Here is an 18,938-nt window from a genome sequence, read left to right as displayed (position 1 = left end):
TTCGCCGGCAGGAATCCAAACGCAGATTCCGCACTGAAGCCGACACTGTCCCTGGTTTCTGGCACCGTCTATTGATCTTGGGCCTTTGGCAAAAGTTCCAATTATTTATAGCCGTACCCACCTGACATTGCGCAACCCTGCTCGGAAAAGACTGTTTCAGCGCCGATACAGGTGTCTATTCCCGAAACCGCCGAAAAAAACTTCCGACGAAGCACAGCGCTTTTTACTGCGCAGTAGTCTCACAATGCCATCTGGGCCCGGCTATTGTGCCGCCCAACCCCTCTATATACTAGTGGGCTGTGTGGCTGTCTTGACTCGCCAATCCAGCTGTCTTGCGCCAACCCCTTCCCGGGTCGCTTTGAGCGGAATCCTGAAATGAGCCAACAGTTCCAACACGATGTTCTGGTGATTGGCAGCGGTGCTGCCGGTTTGACTCTCGCTTTGACCTTGCCCGGTCATCTGCGCATTGCCGTATTGAGCAAAGGCGATCTCGCCAACGGTTCGACATTCTGGGCCCAGGGCGGCGTCGCCGCGGTGCTCGACGATACCGATACTGTCGAATCCCATGTCGACGACACCCTCAATGCGGGCGGCGGCTTGTGCCATGAAGACGCCGTACGCTTCACCGTCGAGCACAGCCGCGAGGCCATTCAATGGCTGATCGACCAAGGCGTACCGTTCACCCGCGACGAACAGTCCGGCACTGAAGACGGTGGTTTCGAATTTCACCTGACCCGCGAAGGCGGCCACAGCCATCGACGCATCATCCATGCTGCCGACGCCACCGGCGCGGCGATCTTCAAGACCTTGCTGGCCCAGGCCAAAGAGCGTGAAAACATCGAATTGCTGGAACAGCGCGTCGCCGTCGATCTGATCACCGAACGCCGCTTGGGCATGGAAGGCGATCGTTGCCTGGGCGCTTACGTGCTGAACCGCACCACGGGCGAAGTGGACACCTACGGCGCACGTTTCGTGATTCTGGCTTCGGGCGGCGCGGCCAAGGTCTACCTTTATACCAGCAACCCCGACGGCGCCTGCGGTGACGGCATCGCCATGGCCTGGCGTTCCGGTTGCCGCGTGGCGAATCTGGAATTCAACCAGTTCCACCCGACCTGCCTGTATCACCCGCAAGCCAAGAGTTTCCTGATCACTGAAGCGTTGCGTGGCGAAGGCGCGCATTTGAAGCTGCCCAACGGCGAGCGCTTCATGTATCGCTTCGATAAACGCGCCGAGCTGGCGCCTCGTGACATCGTCGCGCGGGCCATCGACCATGAAATGAAGCGTCTGGGTGTCGACTGCGTTTATCTGGACATCAGCCACAAGCCTGAATCGTTCGTCAAAAGCCACTTCCCGACTGTTTATGAGCGCTGCCTGGGCTTCGGCATCGACATCACCAAACAACCGATCCCGGTGGTCCCCGCCGCGCACTACACCTGTGGCGGGGTGATGGTCGATCAGTACGGTCGCACCGATGTACCCGGCCTCTACGCCATCGGCGAAACCAGCTTCACCGGCCTGCACGGCGCCAATCGCATGGCCAGCAACTCACTTCTGGAATGCTTCGTTTATGCCCGTTCGGCAGCGGCGGACATTCTTGCGCAACTCGACGACGTTGCGGCGCCAAGCGCCCTGCCCGTCTGGGATGCCAGTCAAGTCACCGACTCAGATGAAGACGTGATCATTGCGCACAACTGGGACGAATTGCGCCGATTCATGTGGGACTACGTCGGCATCGTGCGCACCAACAAGCGTCTGCAACGGGCGCAGCACCGGGTGCGTCTGCTGCTGGATGAGATCGATGAGTTTTACAGCAACTATAAAGTCAGCCGCGACCTGATCGAGTTGCGCAACCTGGCACAGGTTGCCGAATTGATGATCAGCTCAGCCATGGAACGCAAGGAAAGTCGCGGGCTGCATTACACCCTCGACTATCCGGACATGCTGCCCGAAGCGCTCGACACTATTCTGGTGCCGCCCACCTACGCCGGCTGAACTTGAGCCGCACTCGCAGGCGTCGGTGCAGATCCGCCGCCTGCGAGTCACGTGGCACGCAGATCGACCTGACCCGCCACTCTCCGCGCAGGCGAAAGCGCAGCACCACGATCAATGGCAGCGCCAGACTGTCCGGGCGCAGTTGCACCGCTTGCCAGCCATCAGCCTGATTCCACACCTGCCAGCCATCGCCGTCGCGCCGCAAGCCGCAAAATGCTTTCGGATGATTCAACAGAATCTGCCGTGGCAGCACCCAAAAACCGTGCAGCGCACAGACGCAAGCGCCGAGCAGGCTGGCCCAGAGTGGAATCGACAGCAGAAACAACGAACCCATGGCGAACGCCTGGGCCGACAGATACGCCGCCAGCAACTGCCGTGAGGCATGCCAGCGGCATTCGAACGTATTACTTGGGCTGGACACGATCCAGAATCATCCGGACCATGCGTTGCAGCTCGGGGTCTTCCGACTCGCTGCGCTCCATGAACCAGCCGAACATGTCCTGATCCTCACAGGTCAGCAAACGCACGTACAGATCGCGATCCACTTGATTCAACGTCGCGTAAACCTCCTGCACGAACGGCACCAGCAGCACGTCAAGCTCAAGCATGCCGCGACGGCTGTGCCAAAAGAGGCGATTCAGTTCAACTTGTTCGACCATGGAGCCCTCCTCGAATTTGCCGGGCAGTATACAGCCCCGGCGCGGGCCGCACAGTCGGCTTTGGTCGGGGACCCCTGATCCTTTATCAACTACCCATTTCAACCCTGCCCCCTTATGATGTGCCCCAGTCTATTTACCCTGCGATGACCCATGGCCGATTCTGCTTTTTTCTGCACCCTGTCTCATGAAGGCGTACTCGCGGTTCGCGGTGCGGACGCCGGAAAATTCCTGCAAGGCCAGTTGACCTGCAATATCAATTACCTGAGCGACACCCGCGCCAGCCTCGGCGCCCGCTGCACGCAGAAAGGCCGGATGCAGTCGAGCTTCCGCATCCTGCTTGAGGGCGACGGCGTGGTGATGGCGATGGCCAGCGAGCTGCTCGAGCCGCAACTGGCCGACCTGAAAAAGTACGCGGTGTTCTCCAAATCGAAACTGACCGATGAAAGCGCCGCCTGGGTGCGCTTCGGTCTGGCGCATGGCGATGCAGCCCTGACCAGCCTCGGTCTGGCACTGCCCGCCGAAACCGACAGCGTTGTGCGCCATGAAGGCCTGATCGCAATTCGCGTCTCGCCCGAGCGCGCCGAACTCTGGGTGCCTGCCGCTCAGGCGCCAAACATTCAAAGCCAACTGTCCGCCACGCTGGCTGAGGGCGAACTGAATCAATGGCTGCTGGGCCAGATCCGCGCCGGTATCGGCCAGGTCATGCCTTCCACTCGCGAACTGTTTATCCCGCAGATGCTCAATCTGCAGGCGGTCGGCGGGGTGAGTTTCAAGAAAGGCTGCTACACCGGCCAGGAAATCGTTGCGCGCATGCAGTACCTGGGCAAGCTCAAGCGTCGGCTGTACCGCTTGCGCCTCGAAGCAGCAGAGTTGCCGGAGCCCGGCACTCAGTTGTTCGCGCCCAGCCATAACAGCTCGATCGGCGAAGTGGTGCTGGCGGCCAATGCCGAGGGAAACATTGAACTCCTGGCCGTGTTGCAGGCCGAAGCTGCCGAAGCCGGTGATTTGCGTCTGGGCGCCCTCGAAGGCCCCGCGTTGCACGTGCTCGACCTGCCTTACGAACTGGATCGCGACCGCGAAATCCAGCGTTGATCGCAGCATTGTTGCAACACCCTAGAGAGTCCAAATGAGCGAACTGGCGGAAAAGGTCCAACAGGATTTGGTTGCGGCCATCGATAACGATGACCTGGTCCTGCCAACGTTGCCGGAAGTGGCCCTGCAGATTCGCAAGGCCGCCGAGGATCCGGAAATCAGCGTCAGCGATCTGAGCAAAGTCATCGGCCGCGACACCGCGCTGTCGGCGCGCCTGATCAAAGTGGTCAACAGTCCGCTGCTGCGCGCCGCGCAGGAAGTCACCGACCTGCACACCGCCATTACCCGTTTGGGCATCAACTACAGCAGCAACCTGGCGATCGGTCTGGTGATGGAGCAGATCTTCAACGCCCGCTCCGAGGTGGTCGAACAGAAGATGCGCGAAGTCTGGCGCAGCAGTCTGGAAATCGCTGGCGTCAGCTATGCGCTGTGTCGTCGCCACACCCAGCTCAAACCCGATCAGGCGGCACTCGGCGGGTTGGTGCATCAGATTGGCGTGTTGCCGATTCTGACTTACGCCGAAGACCACAATGAACTGCTCTCCGATGCGGTCAGCCTGACCCATGTGATCGAGCAGATTCACCCATTGCTCGGCGAGAAATTGCTGCGGGTCTGGGAGTTTCCCGAGCGCCTGGTGCATTTGCCATTGCTCTATCAAGACTTCAGCCGCGACTCGACGCGCATCGATTACGTCGATGTCGTGCAAGTAGCCAATTTGTATTGCCGCAAGGACACCGATCATCCGTTTGCGCGGATTGACCCGTTTAGCGTGCCGGCTTTCAGGAAGCTGGGGATTGATCCGGAGAACAAGCAGTTCTGCGCGGATCTGGAAGAATCGCGGTCGATGTTCTACTGACCTGTGGTGAGGGGATTTATCCCCGTTGGGTTGCGAAGCGACGCTGAACTCTGCGACCCGTTTTTTTCCAGACAGATTGTGATCGCTGAACTGCGACTGCTGCGCAGCCGAGCGGGGATAAATCCCCTCGCCACAAAAAACCCTTGCCACAAAAGTATTACCCGGCAATAAAACTGACCCGCACCTTCAACCCCGCCTGCTCGCCATCATGCAAGGTGATCTGCGCCAGATGCGCGCGACAGATCTCGCCGACAATCGCCAGGCCCAGACCTGAACCGGCAACCTGCTGATTGCGCCGATAAAACCGTTCGAACACCCGATCACGCTCGTGCAGCGGGATGCCCGGCCCGTCATCTTCAACCTCAAGCACCGCCGGGGCCATCACCCGCAGAATCACGTTGCCGCCCGGTGGCGTATGCGCCAGCGCGTTGTCCACCAGATTGCTCAGCAGCTCATTGAGCAGCGTCGGCTCACCGCGCAGCCACACCGGTTCATCCGCCTCCAGCGCCAGCGCCACGCCGCGCTTGTGCGCCAAAGGCGCCATGGCCATGCCCAGCTCTCGGGCCAACTGGCTCAGATCGAGCAACTGCGCGCCGCCCTCGGCAATCGCCCGCGCACCGTTTTCGACCCGGGCCAGCGACAGCAGCTGATTGGCCAGATGAGTCAGGCGATCGGTGCTTTGTGCGGATGATTCCAGCGTGGTGCGCCAGGTTTCCGGCTCGTTCGAGCGCAGGCCCAGTTCCAGCCGTGCTTTCAGTGCAGCCAGAGGTGTGCGTAATTCATGGGCAGCATCGGCAATGAACTGCGCCTGCCGTTCGAACTGGCCGCGCAGACGCTCGGTGAAATGATTGAGCGCGCGCACCAACGGCCCCAATTCATGCTGCACTTCCACCAGCGGCAGCGGCCGCAAATCGTCGGGCTGGCGTTCCTCAACAGCGGTTCTTAACCGCTCCAGCGGGCGCAGCGCCGCACTCACCGCGAACCACACCAGCAGCAATGCACCCACGGCCAGCATGCCCAAGCGCAACAGGGTGTCAGCCGCCAGACTGCGCGCCATACTGACCCGCGCTTCGTCGGTTTCAGCCACGCGGATTTCCGCCATGCCGTTCATGTTCGGCTCGCTTACCGCTTTGAGCAGGCTGACCACACGCACGTTCTGGCCGTTGTACTTCGCGTTGTAGAAGCGCGCGAGCGCCGGATAGCTGTCGGTACGCGGCGTGCCGGGCGGTGGTCCGGGGAGGTTTTCGTAACCGGAGATCAGCTTCTGGTGAATGTCGTTGACCTGGTAATAGATGCGCCCGGCGCTGTCATAGGCGAAGGTATCAAGCGCCACGTAAGGCACGTCGGCGCTGAGGCTGCCGTCGCGTTGCGACAACCCGGCAGCGATGGTCCGTGCCGAGGCCAGCAGCGTGCGGTCATACGCGGTGTCGGCGGCCTCGCGACCGTTCCAGTAAGCGCTCAAGCCACTGGCGAGCATCAGCACCACCAGCAACCATCCAAGGTTCCACAGCAACCGCCAGCGCAGGCTGCTGGGCTTATGCATCGCGGCTTTCCAGCAGATAGCCGAGGCCCCGGAAGGTGACGATGGCTACGGGCTGGCCGTCGAGTTTCTTGCGCAAGCGGTGCACGTAGATTTCGATGGCGTCGGGGCTGGCTTCTTCGTCGAGGCCGAACACCTGCGCGGCCAGTTGTTCCTTGCTCATCACTCGCCCCGGCCGCGCGATCAACGCTTCCAGGACAGCCTGCTCGCGCGAGGTCAGGGTCAGCAGTTCGTCGCCGAGGGTGAAGCGCCGCGTATCGAGGTCGTAAGCCAGCACGCCACAGCGCTGCTGACGCTCGCCGCCAAGGACACTGCGGCGCAGCAAGGCTTTGACTCGCGCTTCCAGTTCCGTCAGTTCGAACGGCTTGGCCAGGTAGTCGTCAGCACCGAGATTGAGGCCATGCACGCGATCCTTGACGTCGCTGCGCGCGGTCAGCATCAACACCGGCAGGTTTTTGCCGCGTGCACGCAGCCGCGCCAGCACCTCGAAACCGTCCATGCGCGGCAGGCCTACGTCGAGGATCGCTACGGCGTATTCCTCACTGCCCAACGCCAGGTCGGCGGCCACGCCATCGTGCAGCACATCCACGGTCAGACCGGTGCTCTTGAGCGCCTGAGCGACGCTTTCGGCCAGTTGCAGATGGTCTTCGACAAGCAGGACACGCATGGATTTGTACCTCGTTCAGGGTTGGCCGACGCCGCGCTTTGCCGCGGAGTTTACAGCCGCAACCGCCGCTGTGAAGCCCGAAAACCGTGAAAGACAACTGAAAGGTTGTTGAAAGGTTAGCCGGTTAGAGTCGGCCCACGGACAGTTTCGACTGTCGCCGCTGCTGCCACACAGCGCAACGAAAAACGCCATGAAGCGTTTTCGACTCATAAGAACAATAACGGAGTACCCCAGCATGCCCTCCATGCGCACCAAGGCTTTAATGCCTGCTCGCCTTGCTCGATTCCACCATTGCACTGTCGGTTTCTCGCCGCAGTCCTATATCCCCTCCGTTGTTTCAGTCCTTGCGCGCGCGCCGCGAGAAAACTGCGCCTGCCGCTAAGCTTTAGCGTTGCCCTTTGGTCATTCGGTCCATCCATAACAACAACTCCTCTGGAGACTCAAATGAACGTATCACTGCGTAAAGTCGCTCTCGCCGCTGGCGCGATGCTGTTTGCCGGCCAACTCATGGCCGAGCCGAAACGTCCGGAATGCATCGCCCCCGCCTCCCCCGGCGGTGGTTTCGACCTGACCTGCAAACTGGTGCAGAGCGCACTGGTCAACCAGAAGCTGTTGAGCAAACCGATGCGCGTCACCTACATGCCCGGCGGTGTCGGCGCGGTGGCATACAACGCAGTAGTGGCGCAACGTCCGGCGGATGCCGGAACGCTGGTGGCGTGGTCGAGCGGTTCGCTGTTGAACCTGGCTCAGGGCAAGTTCGGTCGCTTCGATGAAACCAACGTGCGCTGGCTCGCTGCCGTCGGCACCAGCTACGGCGCCATCGCAGTGAAAAGCGATTCGCCCTACAAGACCCTCGACGATCTCGTTCAGGCGTTGAAGAAAGATCCAGGCTCGGTGGTCATCGGCTCCGGCGGCACCGTCGGCAGCCAGGACTGGATGCAGACCGCACTGATCGCCAAGGCTGCCGGGATCAACCCGCGCGAGCTGCGTTACGTGGCACTCGAAGGCGGTGGTGAAATCGCCACGGCCCTGCTCGGCGGCCACATCCAGGTCGGCAGTACCGACATCTCCGACTCCATGCCGCACATCCAGAGCGGTGACATGCGTCTGCTCGCGGTGTTCTCGGACAAGCGTCTCGACGAACCGGAAATGAAGGACATCCCGACCGCTCGCGAGCAAGGCTACGACATCGTCTGGCCAGTGGTGCGCGGCTTCTACCTCGGGCCAAAAGTCAGCGACGAAGACTACGCCTGGTGGAAAGACGCGTTCGACAAACTGCTGGCTTCCGACGAGTTCGCCAAGCTGCGCGATCAGCGTGAGCTGTTCCCGTTCGCCATGACCGGCCCGGAACTGGACACCTACGTGAAGAAGCAGGTCGCCGACTACAAAGTGCTGGCCAAAGAGTTCGGCCTGATCCAGTGATCGTCTCTGTCTAGTGGCTGCGTCTCCTACGCGGGGACGCAGCACAGGAGCTCCCATGCTTATTCAACGCATTTTCGCCTCGGTGTTGCTGCTGGTGTGTGCCGGCCTGGCACTGATGGCGTGGCCGTACCAAGCGGCTTTTTCCTATGAACCGGTCGGCCCGCGCGCCTTTCCGCTGCTGATGCTCGGCCTGATGGGGCTGGCGCTGCTGTACATGGTGTTTCGCCCGGCGCCGATCAAACACAACCCGGATGAGCCGCCGCTGGATCGCGAAACCCTGACCAAGATCGGTCTGTGCGTGGTGTTGCTGCTGGTGTTCGCCGGCACCTTCGAACCCCTTGGCTTCATCGTGGCCAGCATCATTACCGGCGTACCGATGGCCCGTCTCTATGGCGGCCGCTGGCTGCCGAGCGTGGTGATCATCAGCCTGATGGCGGTTGGTCTCTATCTGCTGTTCGATCGCTTGATGGATGTTCCGCTGCCCCTCGGCCTGCTCAGCGTCCTGGAGAACTGATATGGATACCCTTGGCTATTTGGGTCAGGGCTTCGGCGTCGCGCTGAGCCCGTACAACCTGGTGACCGCACTGTGCGGCACCCTGATCGGCACCGTCGTCGGCCTGTTGCCGGGCCTTGGTCCGATCAACGGCGTGGCGTTGCTGATTCCGATCGCGTTCGCGCTCGGCCTGCCGCCGGAGTCGGCGCTGATCCTGCTCGCGGCGGTCTATCTGGGCTGCGAATACGGCGGCCGGATCAGCTCGATCCTGCTGAACATTCCGGGTGAAGCCTCGACTGTAATGACCACCCTCGACGGCTACCCGATGGCCCGCAAAGGTATGGCCGGTGTCGCGCTGTCGCTGTCGGCGTGGAGTTCGTTCATCGGCGCGTTCATCGCCACCTGCGGCATGGTCCTGTTTGCCCCGCTGCTGGCGAAATGGGCGATTGCCTTCGGGCCTGCGGAATACTTCGTGCTGATGGTGTTCGCAATTGTCTGTCTCGGCGGCATGGCCGGTGATCGACCGTTGAAGACCTTTATTGCGGCGCTGATCGGTCTGTTCCTTTCCACCGTCGGCATCGACGCCAACAGTGGCGTGTACCGTTTCACCGGCGACAACATTCACCTGACCGACGGCATCCAGTTCGTTGTGCTGGTGCTGGGTCTGTTCTCGATCAGCGAAATCCTTCTGCTGCTGGAAAAAACCCACCACGGCCAGGAAGCGGTGAAAGCCACCGGCCGGATGATGTTCAACTTCAAGGAAGCGGCGTCGGTGTTCGTCGTCAACGTGCGCTGCGGCGTGCTCGGTTTCATCATGGGCGTGCTGCCCGGTGCTGGCGCAACGCTCGCCAGTGCCGTGGCCTACATGACCGAGAAGCGCATCGCCGGCACCAGCGGCAAATTCGGTGAAGGCGATCCCCGTGGTCTGGCCGCGCCGGAAACCGCTATCGGCGGCGCGGCGTGCGGCGCTCTCGTTCCGATGCTGACCCTCGGCGTTCCGGGTTCGGGCACCACGGCGGTGATGATCGGCGCGCTGTCGCTGTACAACATCACCCCGGGTCCACTGCTGTTCCAACAGCAACCGGACATCGTCTGGGGCCTGATCGCTTCGTTGTTCATTGCCAACGTGATGCTGGTGATCCTCAACATCCCGATGATCCGCGTGTTCACCCGCATCCTCGCCGTGCCGAACTGGGCGCTGGTGCCGATCATCGCGATCATCACCGGTATCGGCGTTTACGCGGTGCACGCGACCACCTTCGATCTGTTCCTGATGATCGGTATCGGCATCTTCGGTTACATCCTGCGCAAGCTGGATTTCCCGCTGTCGCCGCTGCTGCTGGGCTTCATCCTCGGCGGTCTGATGGAGCAGAACCTGCGTCGCGCCCTGTCGATCTCCAATGGCGCGCTGGAGATTCTCTGGTCGAGTCCGATCACCTTCGGTTGCTGGATCCTCACCGCGATCATGCTGCTGATGCCGCTGATCCGCATCTGGCGCAAGCGTTCGGCGGCACGGCGCGTCATTGCCGATGTCTGATCGCTTGTCCCTGAAAGCCTGGTGGGGCACCCCGCTGGTCGGTCTGCTTGGCGGTTTCATCGCCAGCCAGATCGGCTGGCCGCTGCCGTGGATGGTCGGCTCGTTGCTGGCGATCATCCTGGTGCGCTGCCTGACGCCGTGGCAACTGGCGGAAATCCCTGGCGGGCGCAAGTGCGGCCAGTGGATCGTCGGCATCGGCATCGGCCTGCACTTCACCCCGTTGGTGATGGAACAGGTGCTCAGTCATTTCGGTTTGATCTTCTTCGGTGCATTGGTTACCAGCCTGTCGGCGGTGGTCGGCGTGTGGCTGATGCGCCGCACCGGCGAGGACCGCGCCACGGCTTTTTTCTCAAGCATGCCCGGTGGTTCCGGGGAGATGGTCAACCTCGGTGCGCGCAACGGTGCACTGCTCAGCCATGTCGCGGCCGGGCAGAGTCTGCGGGTGTTGGTGGTGGTGTTGTGCGTGCCGGCGGCGTTCAAGTATCTGCTCGGTGACGGCACGCCGATTTCTCACGCCGGCAGTGTCGATTGGCGCTGGCTGGCGATTCTGTTTCCGGCGGGCGCCCTGCTCGCCTGGCTCTGGCAGCGTCTGCGCCAACCCAATCCATGGCTGTTCGGGCCGTTGCTGGTCAGTGCGGCGGTGAGCATTACGTGGGATTTGCACATCGGTTTGCCCAATGGCGGCAGTCAGATCGGCCAATGGCTGATTGGCAGCGGTCTGGGCTGTCACTTCAATCGGCAGTTCTTCCGCCGCGCGCCGTCGTTCATGGGCCGGACGTTGATCGGCACCGCGCTGACCATGTTGATCGCGTCGCTGGCGGCGTTGGGCTTGAGTGCGTTGACCCATCTGGATCTGCGTTCGCTGACCCTGGGCATGATGCCCGGCGGGATTGCCGAAATGAGCCTGACCGCGGAAACCCTGCAATTGTCGGTGCCGCTGGTGACGGCGATGCAGGTGATGCGGCTGTTGTTCGTGCTGTTTCTGGCGGAGCCGTTGTTCAGGTATTGGAACCGTCATCCCGCGTAAGACTGAAAACCGAGTTGCCCTTTTCGCGAGCAGGCTCGCTCCCACGGGGTTTTGTGGCTTGCACACAATTGCTGTGGGAGCGAGCCTGCTCGCGAAGGGGCCAACCCGATCGAGACATCAAATCGGTGGCAAGCGCCAGTCGATCGGCGTTTCGCCATTCTGTTCGAGAAACTTGTTGGTCCGGCTGAAATGCCCACAGCCCAAAAACCCGCGATATGCCGACAACGGCGACGGATGCACCGAGGTCAGCACCAGGTGCTTGGTCGCGTCGATCAGCTTCTGCTTGCTCTGCGCATGGGCGCCCCAAAGCATGAACACCAGATGCGGCTGCCGTTCGCTGACCACCTCAATAATGCGGTCGGTGAAGTGTTGCCAGCCCTTGTCCTTGTGCGCGTTGGCGTTGGCGCGCTCAACCGTCATGGTGGTGTTGAGCAGCAGCACGCCCTGTTCGGCCCAGCTCTGCAGGTAGCCGTGGTTGGGAATGTCGATATTGAGGTCGCGCTTCAGCTCTTTATAGATGTTGACCAGCGACGGCGGCGCCGGCACGCCCGGTTGCACCGAGAAGCACAGACCGTGGGCCTGGCCCGGGCCGTGGTAAGGGTCCTGGCCGAGGATCACCACTTTCACCTTGTCCAGCGGCGTTGAGTTCAGCGCATTGAAAATCATCGGTCCCGGCGGATAGATCTCCTTGCCGGCCGCCCGCTCCTGCTGCAGAAAGCTGCGCAACTCTGCCATGTAAGGCTGGTCGAACTCAGCACGCAGTGCCTCCTTCCAGCTCGGTTCGAGTTTGATACGGTCGTCAGCAGTCATGGTCATTTCCGGCAAAAACAATGGGGCGAACCCTAGGAAAGCCGACCACGCTTGTCAATTGATCTGACGCAGATCCGGCACTTTCCCCCATAGCGATCATACTGTTCGCTCAAATTCCCGATCGAGGTCACGATGAATCTGCACTTCGAAGAACTGACCGGCACCGACGGCGCCCGCATCGGCATCGCCAGCCTGGATGCCGAAAAATCGCTGAACGCGCTGTCCCTGCCGATGATCAACGCGCTCAGCGACAAATTGAACGCCTGGGCCAATGACCCGCAAATCGTCTGCGTGCTGCTGCGCGGTATCGGCAGCAAAGCCTTCTGCGCCGGTGGCGAAGTGCGCAGCCTGGTCGAAGCCTGCCGCGCTCACCCCGGCGAAGTCCCGCCGTTGGCCGCGCAGTTTTTCAGCGCGGAATATCGCCTCGATTACAGCCTGCATACCTATCCGAAGCCGCTGATCTGCTGGGGTCACGGTTATGTGCTCGGTGGCGGCATGGGCCTGTTGCAGGGCGCGAGCACGCGGATCGTCACGCCGAGCAGCCGTCTGGCGATGCCGGAAATCACCATTGGTCTGTATCCGGACGTCGGCGCCAGTTGGTTTCTCGCCCGATTGCCGGGCAAGCTCGGCTTGTTTCTCGGCCTGACCGGCGCGCACATCAACGGCCGTGATGCGCTGGATCTGGATCTGGCCGACCGCTTCCTGCTCGACGAACAGCAACCGCAATTGATCGAAGGCTTGCTGCAATTGAACTGGCAGGAACAGACCGCCATGCAGCTCAACAGCCTGCTCAAGGCTCTGCAGCAGGAGGCACTTGGGCAAATGCCCGAAGCGCAGTGGCTGCCGCGTCGTCAGCAGATCGACGAACTGCTCGATGTCAGCGACGTTGCCTGTGCGCGGAAAGCCATCAGCCTGCACCGCGACAGCAGCGATCCGTTGATTGCCCGCGCGGCGAAAACCATGACCGAGGGCTCGCCGCTGACCGCGCATCTGGTCTGGGAACAGATCAGCCGCGCGCGGCACATGTCGCTGGCCGAAGTATTCCAGATGGAATACACCCTGAGCCTCAATTGCTGCCGTCATCCGGAATTCAGCGAAGGCGTGCGCGCGCGTTTGATCGACAAGGATCAGAAGCCGCACTGGCACTGGCCGGATATCAATAACGTGCCGGATGCGGTGGTCGAGGCGCACTTTCATAAAGTCTGGGAGGGGCGGCATCCGTTAGCGGATCTGCCCCAGTATTGAGGTGACGCGAGGCCCGCGATGGCGACTGGAATGCCATCGCGGGCCGGCTCAATCGGTCATCTTGTCAGACATTCAGTTCGTAGAACTCAATGATTTCCTTCATGGCCCGCTGCGCTTCATCGTCGCCCTTTAGCAAAATATCCTCGACATCCCTTAATGGCGGGAGAGGATGCAGACGCTCGGCAATCTGCGTCGCGCTGTAGTCTTGAATCGCTGTTCCTTCGCTGACTCTTATGAAGCCAATAGCGCTTTCACCAGCGGCAAAATGACTGGAAACCCGGATTTTCGGCGCCATGCCGTAATCCACCACAATCACCAGATCATCGCGCTCACGATGAAACTTCAGGTTGTCGATCGTCAGCCTGCGTTCGGAAAAATCGATCCCGTCCCGGCCGCCTCCGTTGTTGATGATCACGTCTCTGCCGAGGCCATCGTATCGGTAGATATCATTTCCGGCACCGCCGGCCAGCGTGTCGTTGCCCGGCCCACCCACCAGCAGATCATCACCGGGGCTGCCCGTGAGCACGTCATCCCCGTGCATGCCTCGGATCTCTCCCGCGCCGCTTATGGTGTCGTTGCCGCGACCGCCCACGAGTGGCAGCGCTCGTCCGTCTCGCAGGGAGGTTGAACGGGTGGGATGGTTGACGATGACACCCGTATGAAAAGTCTCGGGCGCAGGGCCGAGCTGACTCGATTCCAGCAGTTGCTTCAAACTTGCGACCGACCCATCGGCGAACTTGACGAGCTCAATACCGGCCCCCTCAAGTTCACCGTTGTGGGGCAAGACGATGCGGACTTTTTGCGTCCCGCCCCATTGGATATCGAGTGTCGGATGAAGCATTTTCGCTCTCGGCGGGTTGCGGTAAGTCGCGCGATCCGGGTTGGGCTCCAGCTCGACATGGGTGGTCTCTATCAGCGCAGCACCCCAGCTCAATTGCAGTGCATCGCGCTGCGCGCCTGCTGGAAGAACGACCGTGTCCTGATCGATCAATCCGTACTCGTCTTTCCACCCCGCTGCGCCAACTTCTGCTCGGTGGAAAACAGGGTTGAGCACGTCCGCAATCGTGGTTGTCGCCCCGGCATGCGCTTGCACGACGTAGGTGTCGGCGCCGTCTTCGCCGTAGAGCCAGTCATCACCCGATCCGCTGAGCAGATAGTCGGCGCCCTCGGAGCCGAGCAAGGTATCGTCACCTGCACCGGCGGATAAAAACGCGCCCGGTGTTCTGTCGCCGACAGTGCCGTAGTCAAGTGGGGAGCCTGCATAAGCGACGATCAGATCGTCTCCCGCGCCGCCGTGGAAAACGTTTTCCACTTCGACGTTGATTCGCCCGCCGGCATCGTCGCCATGGACGACTTTGCGTTTGATCGTTTCAGTTGTGACATCCCAGCGAAACGCCTTGGGGACTGTTGCGCCCGAACTGAAGCTTGCTGCCGGGTAGACGTACCAGCCTTCAAGCGCGCCGGATTGCTTTCGGTCCTCAACCAATACGTCGCCCGTATTGAAGGAAAACCCGTTGGCCGAGCCGGATCGATAATAGCGAGGCGCCTGACTTGAGGAGGCGACTGCTCCCTCGGCTTTCACCGGTTTATGTTCGACACGGGTTGTGGTTGTCGACTGCCTTTCACTGACTACGGCTTGCCCTGCATCCGCCTTCATCCATGGCGGCGTTTCAGACAGTGTCCCCGCTTCGACGCTGCCATCGATCAGCTCGGTGTGAGTGGTGTAACCGGTGTCGCTGGTGGTGACATGACTGCGCACCCAGACGCCTTGCTCATTCAAGGTAAAACCTGTGGCGTGTTTGCGGGCGGAGCGTTTTGACTGGATTTGCGCGAGGAACTCATCGGTCCAGTTCACCGTTTGAACAGATGCCACCGGGCCTTGCGCCGCAGCGGTGACATCGTCTGGCTGAACCGGATCCTCAACTTTGCTTTCAGGGGTTGCCGAGGCGGTGACAGGTTCCGGTACGGGTGGCTCGGCCGTCTCTATCGGTGGCAATGTTTTGCGCAGGACATCTGCGTAATCAAGTACCACGCCGTCGTTGAAACTGAATGTGGAAGACTTCCACTTCTCGTGATTCTTGATGAGTATCGCGTCGCCCGTTCCATTGGCCAGTCGCAACACCGTACCGACGGAAACTTCGATAACGTCGGCCTTAAGGCTTTGCGCGCAAAACCCTGCACCGAACCTGATGATGTTGCGGCCGCCGGCATCGGTGACGATATCCAGGCCGTCGCCAGCGCCGAAATAGTAGATGTCGGCGCCATCCATGCCATCCAGCACGTCAGCACCGGGACCGCCATCAAACACGTTGTCGCCAGAATCGCCGCGAAGGTAGTCCGTCCCTTCCCCGCCCAGCAGGGTGTCGTTGCCACCACCTCCGAGCAGCGTGTCGTTACCTGAGCCACCGTGCAGATAATCGGCATTCTGCTCGGCCTCAGCGCTGTTTTCGTAATCGCCGGCAAGAATGTCGTCACCCGCACCGCCGTCCAGCGTGTCGGCACCGAAACCACCCTGTAACGTATCGTTTCCTTCGCCGCCCTGAAGCAAATCATCGTTGATGCCGCCCGGCTGCAGGTCAGACACATCGCCATCGAGAAAATCAGCCCCTGAGCCACCCGCCAGCGTATCCGCGCCACCCATGCCGCGCAGGGTGTCATCCCCCGCGCCGCCATCGAGAAAGTCGTTGCCGTGATAGCGAACCGGATGCTCAGGGCTATCGCCGATCAGATCGTCATTACCTTCGCCGCCGAAAAGCAAATCATCGCCAGCGCCGCCCCAGAGCGTGTCATCGCCGGAGCCACCGTCCAGCAGATCATCGCCAAAAAAATGCGCGGCATCGCCTTCGACGCCATCCAGTACGCCGTCATCACCCTGCAAAATGTCGTTGCCAGGGCCGCCATACAAAGCGTCGCTGCCACCGTTACCGCCGAGTGAATCATCACCACTGCCGCCGTCCAGCACATCGTTGCCATGGTGTCTGCTGGGCAGGCCACCGCCCCAATCGAGGTTGTCACCAAGCATCACGTCGTTGCCGCTGCCACCGGCCAGGGTGTCGTTACCTTGATCGCCTTTGAGAAAATCGTCGTCAGCTCCGCCGTCAAGCAGGTCCTCCCCCCAGCCGCCGTCGATAAAATCCCTGCCACCCTGCCCGTACAGCACGTCGTCACCGCCCTCGGACGCACTGTTTATCGAGGCCTTTGAAAAGACCGTTCGGTGACTGGTGACACCACCAGCTATGGGGACGTCAGCGCGTTTGACCGCCCAACCTTGTTCCAGCGCACCGGTGGTTTCGTCTCCTGACAAGACATCGTCACCAGCACCGCCGATCAAGGTATCCCGGTCATTGCCACCGAGCAGAACATCTCGGGACGCCGTACCGATAAGCAAATCGTCACCTTGCCCGCCGTCGAGCCAGTCGCCACGATTCGCCTTGCCCTTGGCGTCACCGTCGGCCATGGCCTTTTCGATTGTCGTCTGCTTGTCGCCGAATAACCGATCGTTTCCAGCCTTGCCGAACAATCGATCAGAACCACCCAGGCCGAGAATGACGTCGTCTGCGGCGGAACCGTAAAGTACGTCGGCCTTGTTGCGCTGTTTGACCTTGGGCAGCAGCACCACGTTGCCCAGCTCATCAAAGGAGGGCTGATCGCCAGGGACGGTGGGATCAGCGTCTTTGGCTTTCCAGTCGCCCTGAAGCGTCAAATCCGCAGCAGTGAGCGGCTGCCCCTCGTATTCAGGGAGGCGGATGCCAAGCATTCCGGGCTGGAAGTTTTTGATCACCACCAGATCGCCCTGGCCGTATTTGATGTTGAGGGTGTTTTCAACAAGCGTCAGGGTGATGGACCGATCCTCGGTAGACCAGATATTGCTCAGAGGCGCGCGGCGTTTGAGATGGGGAATCGGCGCGCCGTTGATCCACAGTTGCCCATCGGCGTTGGCATCAAGAATCTCGTCGATGCCATCGCCGCTGGCGAATTCATAACGGTCGTTGCCTTCGCCTCCGATCAAGGAGTCGTTACCCTTTCCTCCGATCAGAACATCGTCACCGGCCATTCCGTACAACCCATCATTGCCGTCACCTCCGGTTAGCGAGTCATTGCCGCGACCACCTTCAATGACATCGTGACCGGCCATCCCATCGATGGAGTCATTGCCCTCGCCGCCATACAGATGATCGGCATTGGCGCCACCGGCGAAAGATCGCCCACCGTCGTCACCGAACATGGCCAGCGGATTCAAAACGCCGGTGGTCATCGGCGCCTGTTTGCCTGAGGCGAGATCGGAGTAGGAAAACTGCTGCAGCGAGTGTTCGCCAAACGAGCCTTGGGTTCGCGCAATCAACCGCGCCAGCATTTGCGCTCGATCCGCCAGCCACTGCGCGGTGATAAAACCTTCGCCAGTGTGCGGATCGTAAAGCTCGAGGTTGCGATCGGGATAACCGTCGGCTCGTTCTATGACGACTTCACTGAGTTGCTGCAAAGAGTTGCGCAACGCCACACCGAGCGGCGTCGCCTCGCCTGCCAGTTTCGCCCATGCATTGGCATTGCCGAACTCGCTTATTGTCCGGGTGACGATGCTTTGCGACTGCTCTGGGGAGAATGCCGAGAAGAAGGCGTAAGCGTTGCTGGCGAAGGTTTCGTTGGTGGTGGGTATGGCAGCAGAATCGCCGTCGTAAGTGCGCTTGAACATGTCGAGAAATTCGTTCTGGCCGTAGCGCAAGATCAGCTCGACCACGGCGGCAACAGGCGTGCCTTTGACTACATGTTGAATCAGCGGATTCACACTGCCACTGGCCAGCGCGATATTGATTTGCTCCGGCACCACTGAAAGCAGACTTTGCAGTGGATTGATGCCGAAATTATTGATCGCCGCTCGCAGGCCGACGCTATAGGAATCGATGGCGAAGAGAATGTTTTTATAGTCGTCGAGCCGGTTGGGTTTTGCCTGAAGGGGTGGGCCGTCATCTTCCCCGTTCGAATCACCGGCGGAGATCAACCGCCAGGTTTCATAGGGAGGCTTACCGCCCAACAGGCTGAAACCGATCGTTCCAGACCAGCCGGCGTTACGCTTGACGGCGGTGTCGTCCTCCCCGCAGACCTCCTTGAACAGGGCCTCGCCAATCGCGCTGGCGTCGATTTCTGCGATCTGGCTGATTGACGGAACAGTCCAGGGTGCCAGTTGACCGGCAAGGGATCCGTTGATCAGGGTATTGATGAAGTTGACGGCAACCTGGTTGGATGAAAGCTGCATCAGGTCTTCACTGAAAATTGTATTCAGTCTCAGTTCACCTTGGCGGGAGGTGTAACCACGAATCAGGGCAGAGTAGGCACCGTTTCCACCGTTGGCATCAATGGCCACGGCAAGCCAGAGTCTGGCGCTTTTCAGCACGTCTCCAGCCTCTTTATCGGCAGCTGCAACGTCAGAAACTTTCTCACCAATAATATCGAACAGCTTTTGGTACAGGGGGGCGCAGCTTGCCCCTGCTAATTCCAATGCAATGTACTCCACACCCTCAGAATTTAATGTCATGCCTTTGCAATTATTTGCCGCATTGAAAATTTCCGATTTTTCCATATCGTTACAAACATAACTCATTG

Annotated in this window: 14 protein-coding genes; 8 read left to right on the top strand and 6 right to left on the bottom strand. The window is 60.6% G+C overall.

Features of this window, described 5'->3' with window-relative positions:
- Positions 1-375 precede the first annotated feature (375 nt).
- Positions 376-1,992: an L-aspartate oxidase gene (nadB, locus tag D6877_RS11830; RefSeq protein ID WP_130910887.1), complete on the top strand. Its 1,617-nt coding sequence runs from the start codon at positions 376-378 to the stop codon at positions 1,990-1,992.
- Here nadB and D6877_RS11825 read toward each other — a convergent pair.
- Both D6877_RS11825 and D6877_RS11820 read right to left on the bottom strand, forming a co-directional pair.
- Complete coding sequence (locus tag D6877_RS11825) at positions 1,961-2,413, bottom strand: protein YgfX (RefSeq protein WP_130910886.1); 453 nt, start codon at positions 2,411-2,413, stop codon at positions 1,961-1,963. The two genes, nadB and D6877_RS11825, sit on opposite strands and share 32 nt — an antisense overlap.
- Positions 2,397-2,651 (bottom strand): succinate dehydrogenase assembly factor 2, encoded by a 255-nt coding sequence (locus tag D6877_RS11820; protein ID WP_007911418.1) that lies wholly within the window; start codon positions 2,649-2,651, stop codon positions 2,397-2,399. Before D6877_RS11820 ends, D6877_RS11825 begins: the two co-directional genes overlap by 17 nt.
- 150 nt (positions 2,652-2,801) lie before the next feature.
- On the opposite strand from D6877_RS11820, the gene D6877_RS11815 reads away from it, so the two are divergent.
- On the top strand, positions 2,802-3,743 hold the full coding sequence (locus tag D6877_RS11815) for a folate-binding protein YgfZ (protein ID WP_130910885.1): 942 nt from the start codon (positions 2,802-2,804) through the stop codon (positions 3,741-3,743).
- 34 nt (positions 3,744-3,777) lie between these two features.
- Positions 3,778-4,599, top strand: coding sequence for an HDOD domain-containing protein (locus tag D6877_RS11810; RefSeq protein ID WP_016770675.1), 822 nt, complete (start codon positions 3,778-3,780; stop codon positions 4,597-4,599).
- A gap of 157 nt (positions 4,600-4,756) precedes the next feature.
- Here D6877_RS11810 and D6877_RS11805 read toward each other — a convergent pair whose 3' ends face one another.
- Together D6877_RS11805 and D6877_RS11800 are read right to left on the bottom strand one after the other, a co-directional pair.
- Complete coding sequence (locus D6877_RS11805; protein WP_130910884.1) at positions 4,757-6,142, bottom strand: sensor histidine kinase; 1,386 nt, start codon at positions 6,140-6,142, stop codon at positions 4,757-4,759.
- Positions 6,135-6,806 (bottom strand): response regulator, encoded by a 672-nt coding sequence (locus D6877_RS11800; RefSeq protein WP_024011992.1) that lies wholly within the window; start codon positions 6,804-6,806, stop codon positions 6,135-6,137. The genes D6877_RS11805 and D6877_RS11800 overlap by 8 nt, the downstream gene beginning before the upstream one ends.
- Before the next feature lie 444 nt (positions 6,807-7,250).
- On the opposite strand from D6877_RS11800, the gene D6877_RS11795 reads away from it, so the two are divergent.
- Genes D6877_RS11795 through D6877_RS11780 form a run of 4 tightly spaced genes read left to right on the top strand, consistent with a single transcriptional unit; the run spans position 7,251 to position 11,285 of the window.
- On the top strand, positions 7,251-8,228 hold the full coding sequence (locus D6877_RS11795) for a tripartite tricarboxylate transporter substrate binding protein (protein ID WP_016771275.1): 978 nt from the start codon (positions 7,251-7,253) through the stop codon (positions 8,226-8,228).
- A 55-nt stretch (positions 8,229-8,283) separates the two neighbouring features.
- The gene (locus tag D6877_RS11790) at positions 8,284-8,742 is read left to right on the top strand and encodes a tripartite tricarboxylate transporter TctB family protein (protein ID WP_016771276.1); all 459 of its coding nucleotides are present in this window, start codon (positions 8,284-8,286) and stop codon (positions 8,740-8,742) included.
- A gap of 1 nt (position 8,743) precedes the next feature.
- Entirely contained in the window at positions 8,744-10,258 is a 1,515-nt protein-coding gene (locus D6877_RS11785; protein ID WP_016771277.1) for a tripartite tricarboxylate transporter permease, read from the top strand.
- Positions 10,251-11,285 carry an AbrB family transcriptional regulator gene (locus D6877_RS11780; RefSeq protein WP_130910883.1) on the top strand — a complete coding sequence of 345 codons (1,035 nt, stop codon included), beginning with the start codon at positions 10,251-10,253 and terminating at the stop codon, positions 11,283-11,285. Before D6877_RS11785 ends, D6877_RS11780 begins: the two co-directional genes overlap by 8 nt.
- A gap of 117 nt (positions 11,286-11,402) precedes the next feature.
- Here the strand turns inward: D6877_RS11780 and ung are convergent, their stop codons facing one another.
- A complete protein-coding gene (gene ung, locus D6877_RS11775) occupies positions 11,403-12,095 on the bottom strand; it encodes a uracil-DNA glycosylase (RefSeq protein WP_024011989.1) in 693 nt (230 codons plus the stop codon).
- Positions 12,096-12,227: 132 nt separating this feature from the next.
- Between ung and D6877_RS11770 the strand changes: the two genes are divergently transcribed.
- Positions 12,228-13,340 carry an enoyl-CoA hydratase/isomerase family protein gene (locus D6877_RS11770; protein ID WP_130910882.1) on the top strand — a complete coding sequence of 371 codons (1,113 nt, stop codon included), beginning with the start codon at positions 12,228-12,230 and terminating at the stop codon, positions 13,338-13,340.
- Positions 13,341-13,404: 64 nt separating this feature from the next.
- On the opposite strand, the gene D6877_RS11765 is transcribed toward D6877_RS11770, so the two are convergent.
- Positions 13,405-18,936 carry a calcium-binding protein gene (locus tag D6877_RS11765; protein WP_130910881.1) on the bottom strand — a complete coding sequence of 1,844 codons (5,532 nt, stop codon included), beginning with the start codon at positions 18,934-18,936 and terminating at the stop codon, positions 13,405-13,407.
- Between the last annotated feature and the right edge of the window lie 2 nt (positions 18,937-18,938).

The sequence above is a fragment of the Pseudomonas sp. Sample_9 genome, from assembly GCF_004307535.1.
GTDB classification, from domain to species: Bacteria; Pseudomonadota; Gammaproteobacteria; order Pseudomonadales; family Pseudomonadaceae; genus Aquipseudomonas; species Aquipseudomonas mercuritolerans.
Note: the sequence above shows the minus strand (reverse complement) of the source record. Positions and strands in the feature narration are given on the sequence as shown.

Coding starts and splice junctions, on each gene's coding strand:
- nadB (WP_130910887.1), top strand. CDS start 376: ATGAGCCAACAGTTCCAACACGATGTTCTGGTGATTGGCAGCGGTGCT.
- D6877_RS11820 (WP_007911418.1), bottom strand. CDS start 2,651: ATGGTCGAACAAGTTGAACTGAATCGCCTCTTTTGGCACAGCCGTCGC.
- D6877_RS11815 (WP_130910885.1), top strand. CDS start 2,802: ATGGCCGATTCTGCTTTTTTCTGCACCCTGTCTCATGAAGGCGTACTC.
- D6877_RS11810 (WP_016770675.1), top strand. CDS start 3,778: ATGAGCGAACTGGCGGAAAAGGTCCAACAGGATTTGGTTGCGGCCATC.
- D6877_RS11805 (WP_130910884.1), bottom strand. CDS start 6,142: ATGCATAAGCCCAGCAGCCTGCGCTGGCGGTTGCTGTGGAACCTTGGA.
- D6877_RS11800 (WP_024011992.1), bottom strand. CDS start 6,806: ATGCGTGTCCTGCTTGTCGAAGACCATCTGCAACTGGCCGAAAGCGTC.
- D6877_RS11795 (WP_016771275.1), top strand. CDS start 7,251: ATGAACGTATCACTGCGTAAAGTCGCTCTCGCCGCTGGCGCGATGCTG.
- D6877_RS11790 (WP_016771276.1), top strand. CDS start 8,284: ATGCTTATTCAACGCATTTTCGCCTCGGTGTTGCTGCTGGTGTGTGCC.
- D6877_RS11785 (WP_016771277.1), top strand. CDS start 8,744: ATGGATACCCTTGGCTATTTGGGTCAGGGCTTCGGCGTCGCGCTGAGC.
- D6877_RS11780 (WP_130910883.1), top strand. CDS start 10,251: ATGTCTGATCGCTTGTCCCTGAAAGCCTGGTGGGGCACCCCGCTGGTC.
- ung (WP_024011989.1), bottom strand. CDS start 12,095: ATGACTGCTGACGACCGTATCAAACTCGAACCGAGCTGGAAGGAGGCA.
- D6877_RS11770 (WP_130910882.1), top strand. CDS start 12,228: ATGAATCTGCACTTCGAAGAACTGACCGGCACCGACGGCGCCCGCATC.
- D6877_RS11765 (WP_130910881.1), bottom strand. CDS start 18,936: ATGAGTTATGTTTGTAACGATATGGAAAAATCGGAAATTTTCAATGCG.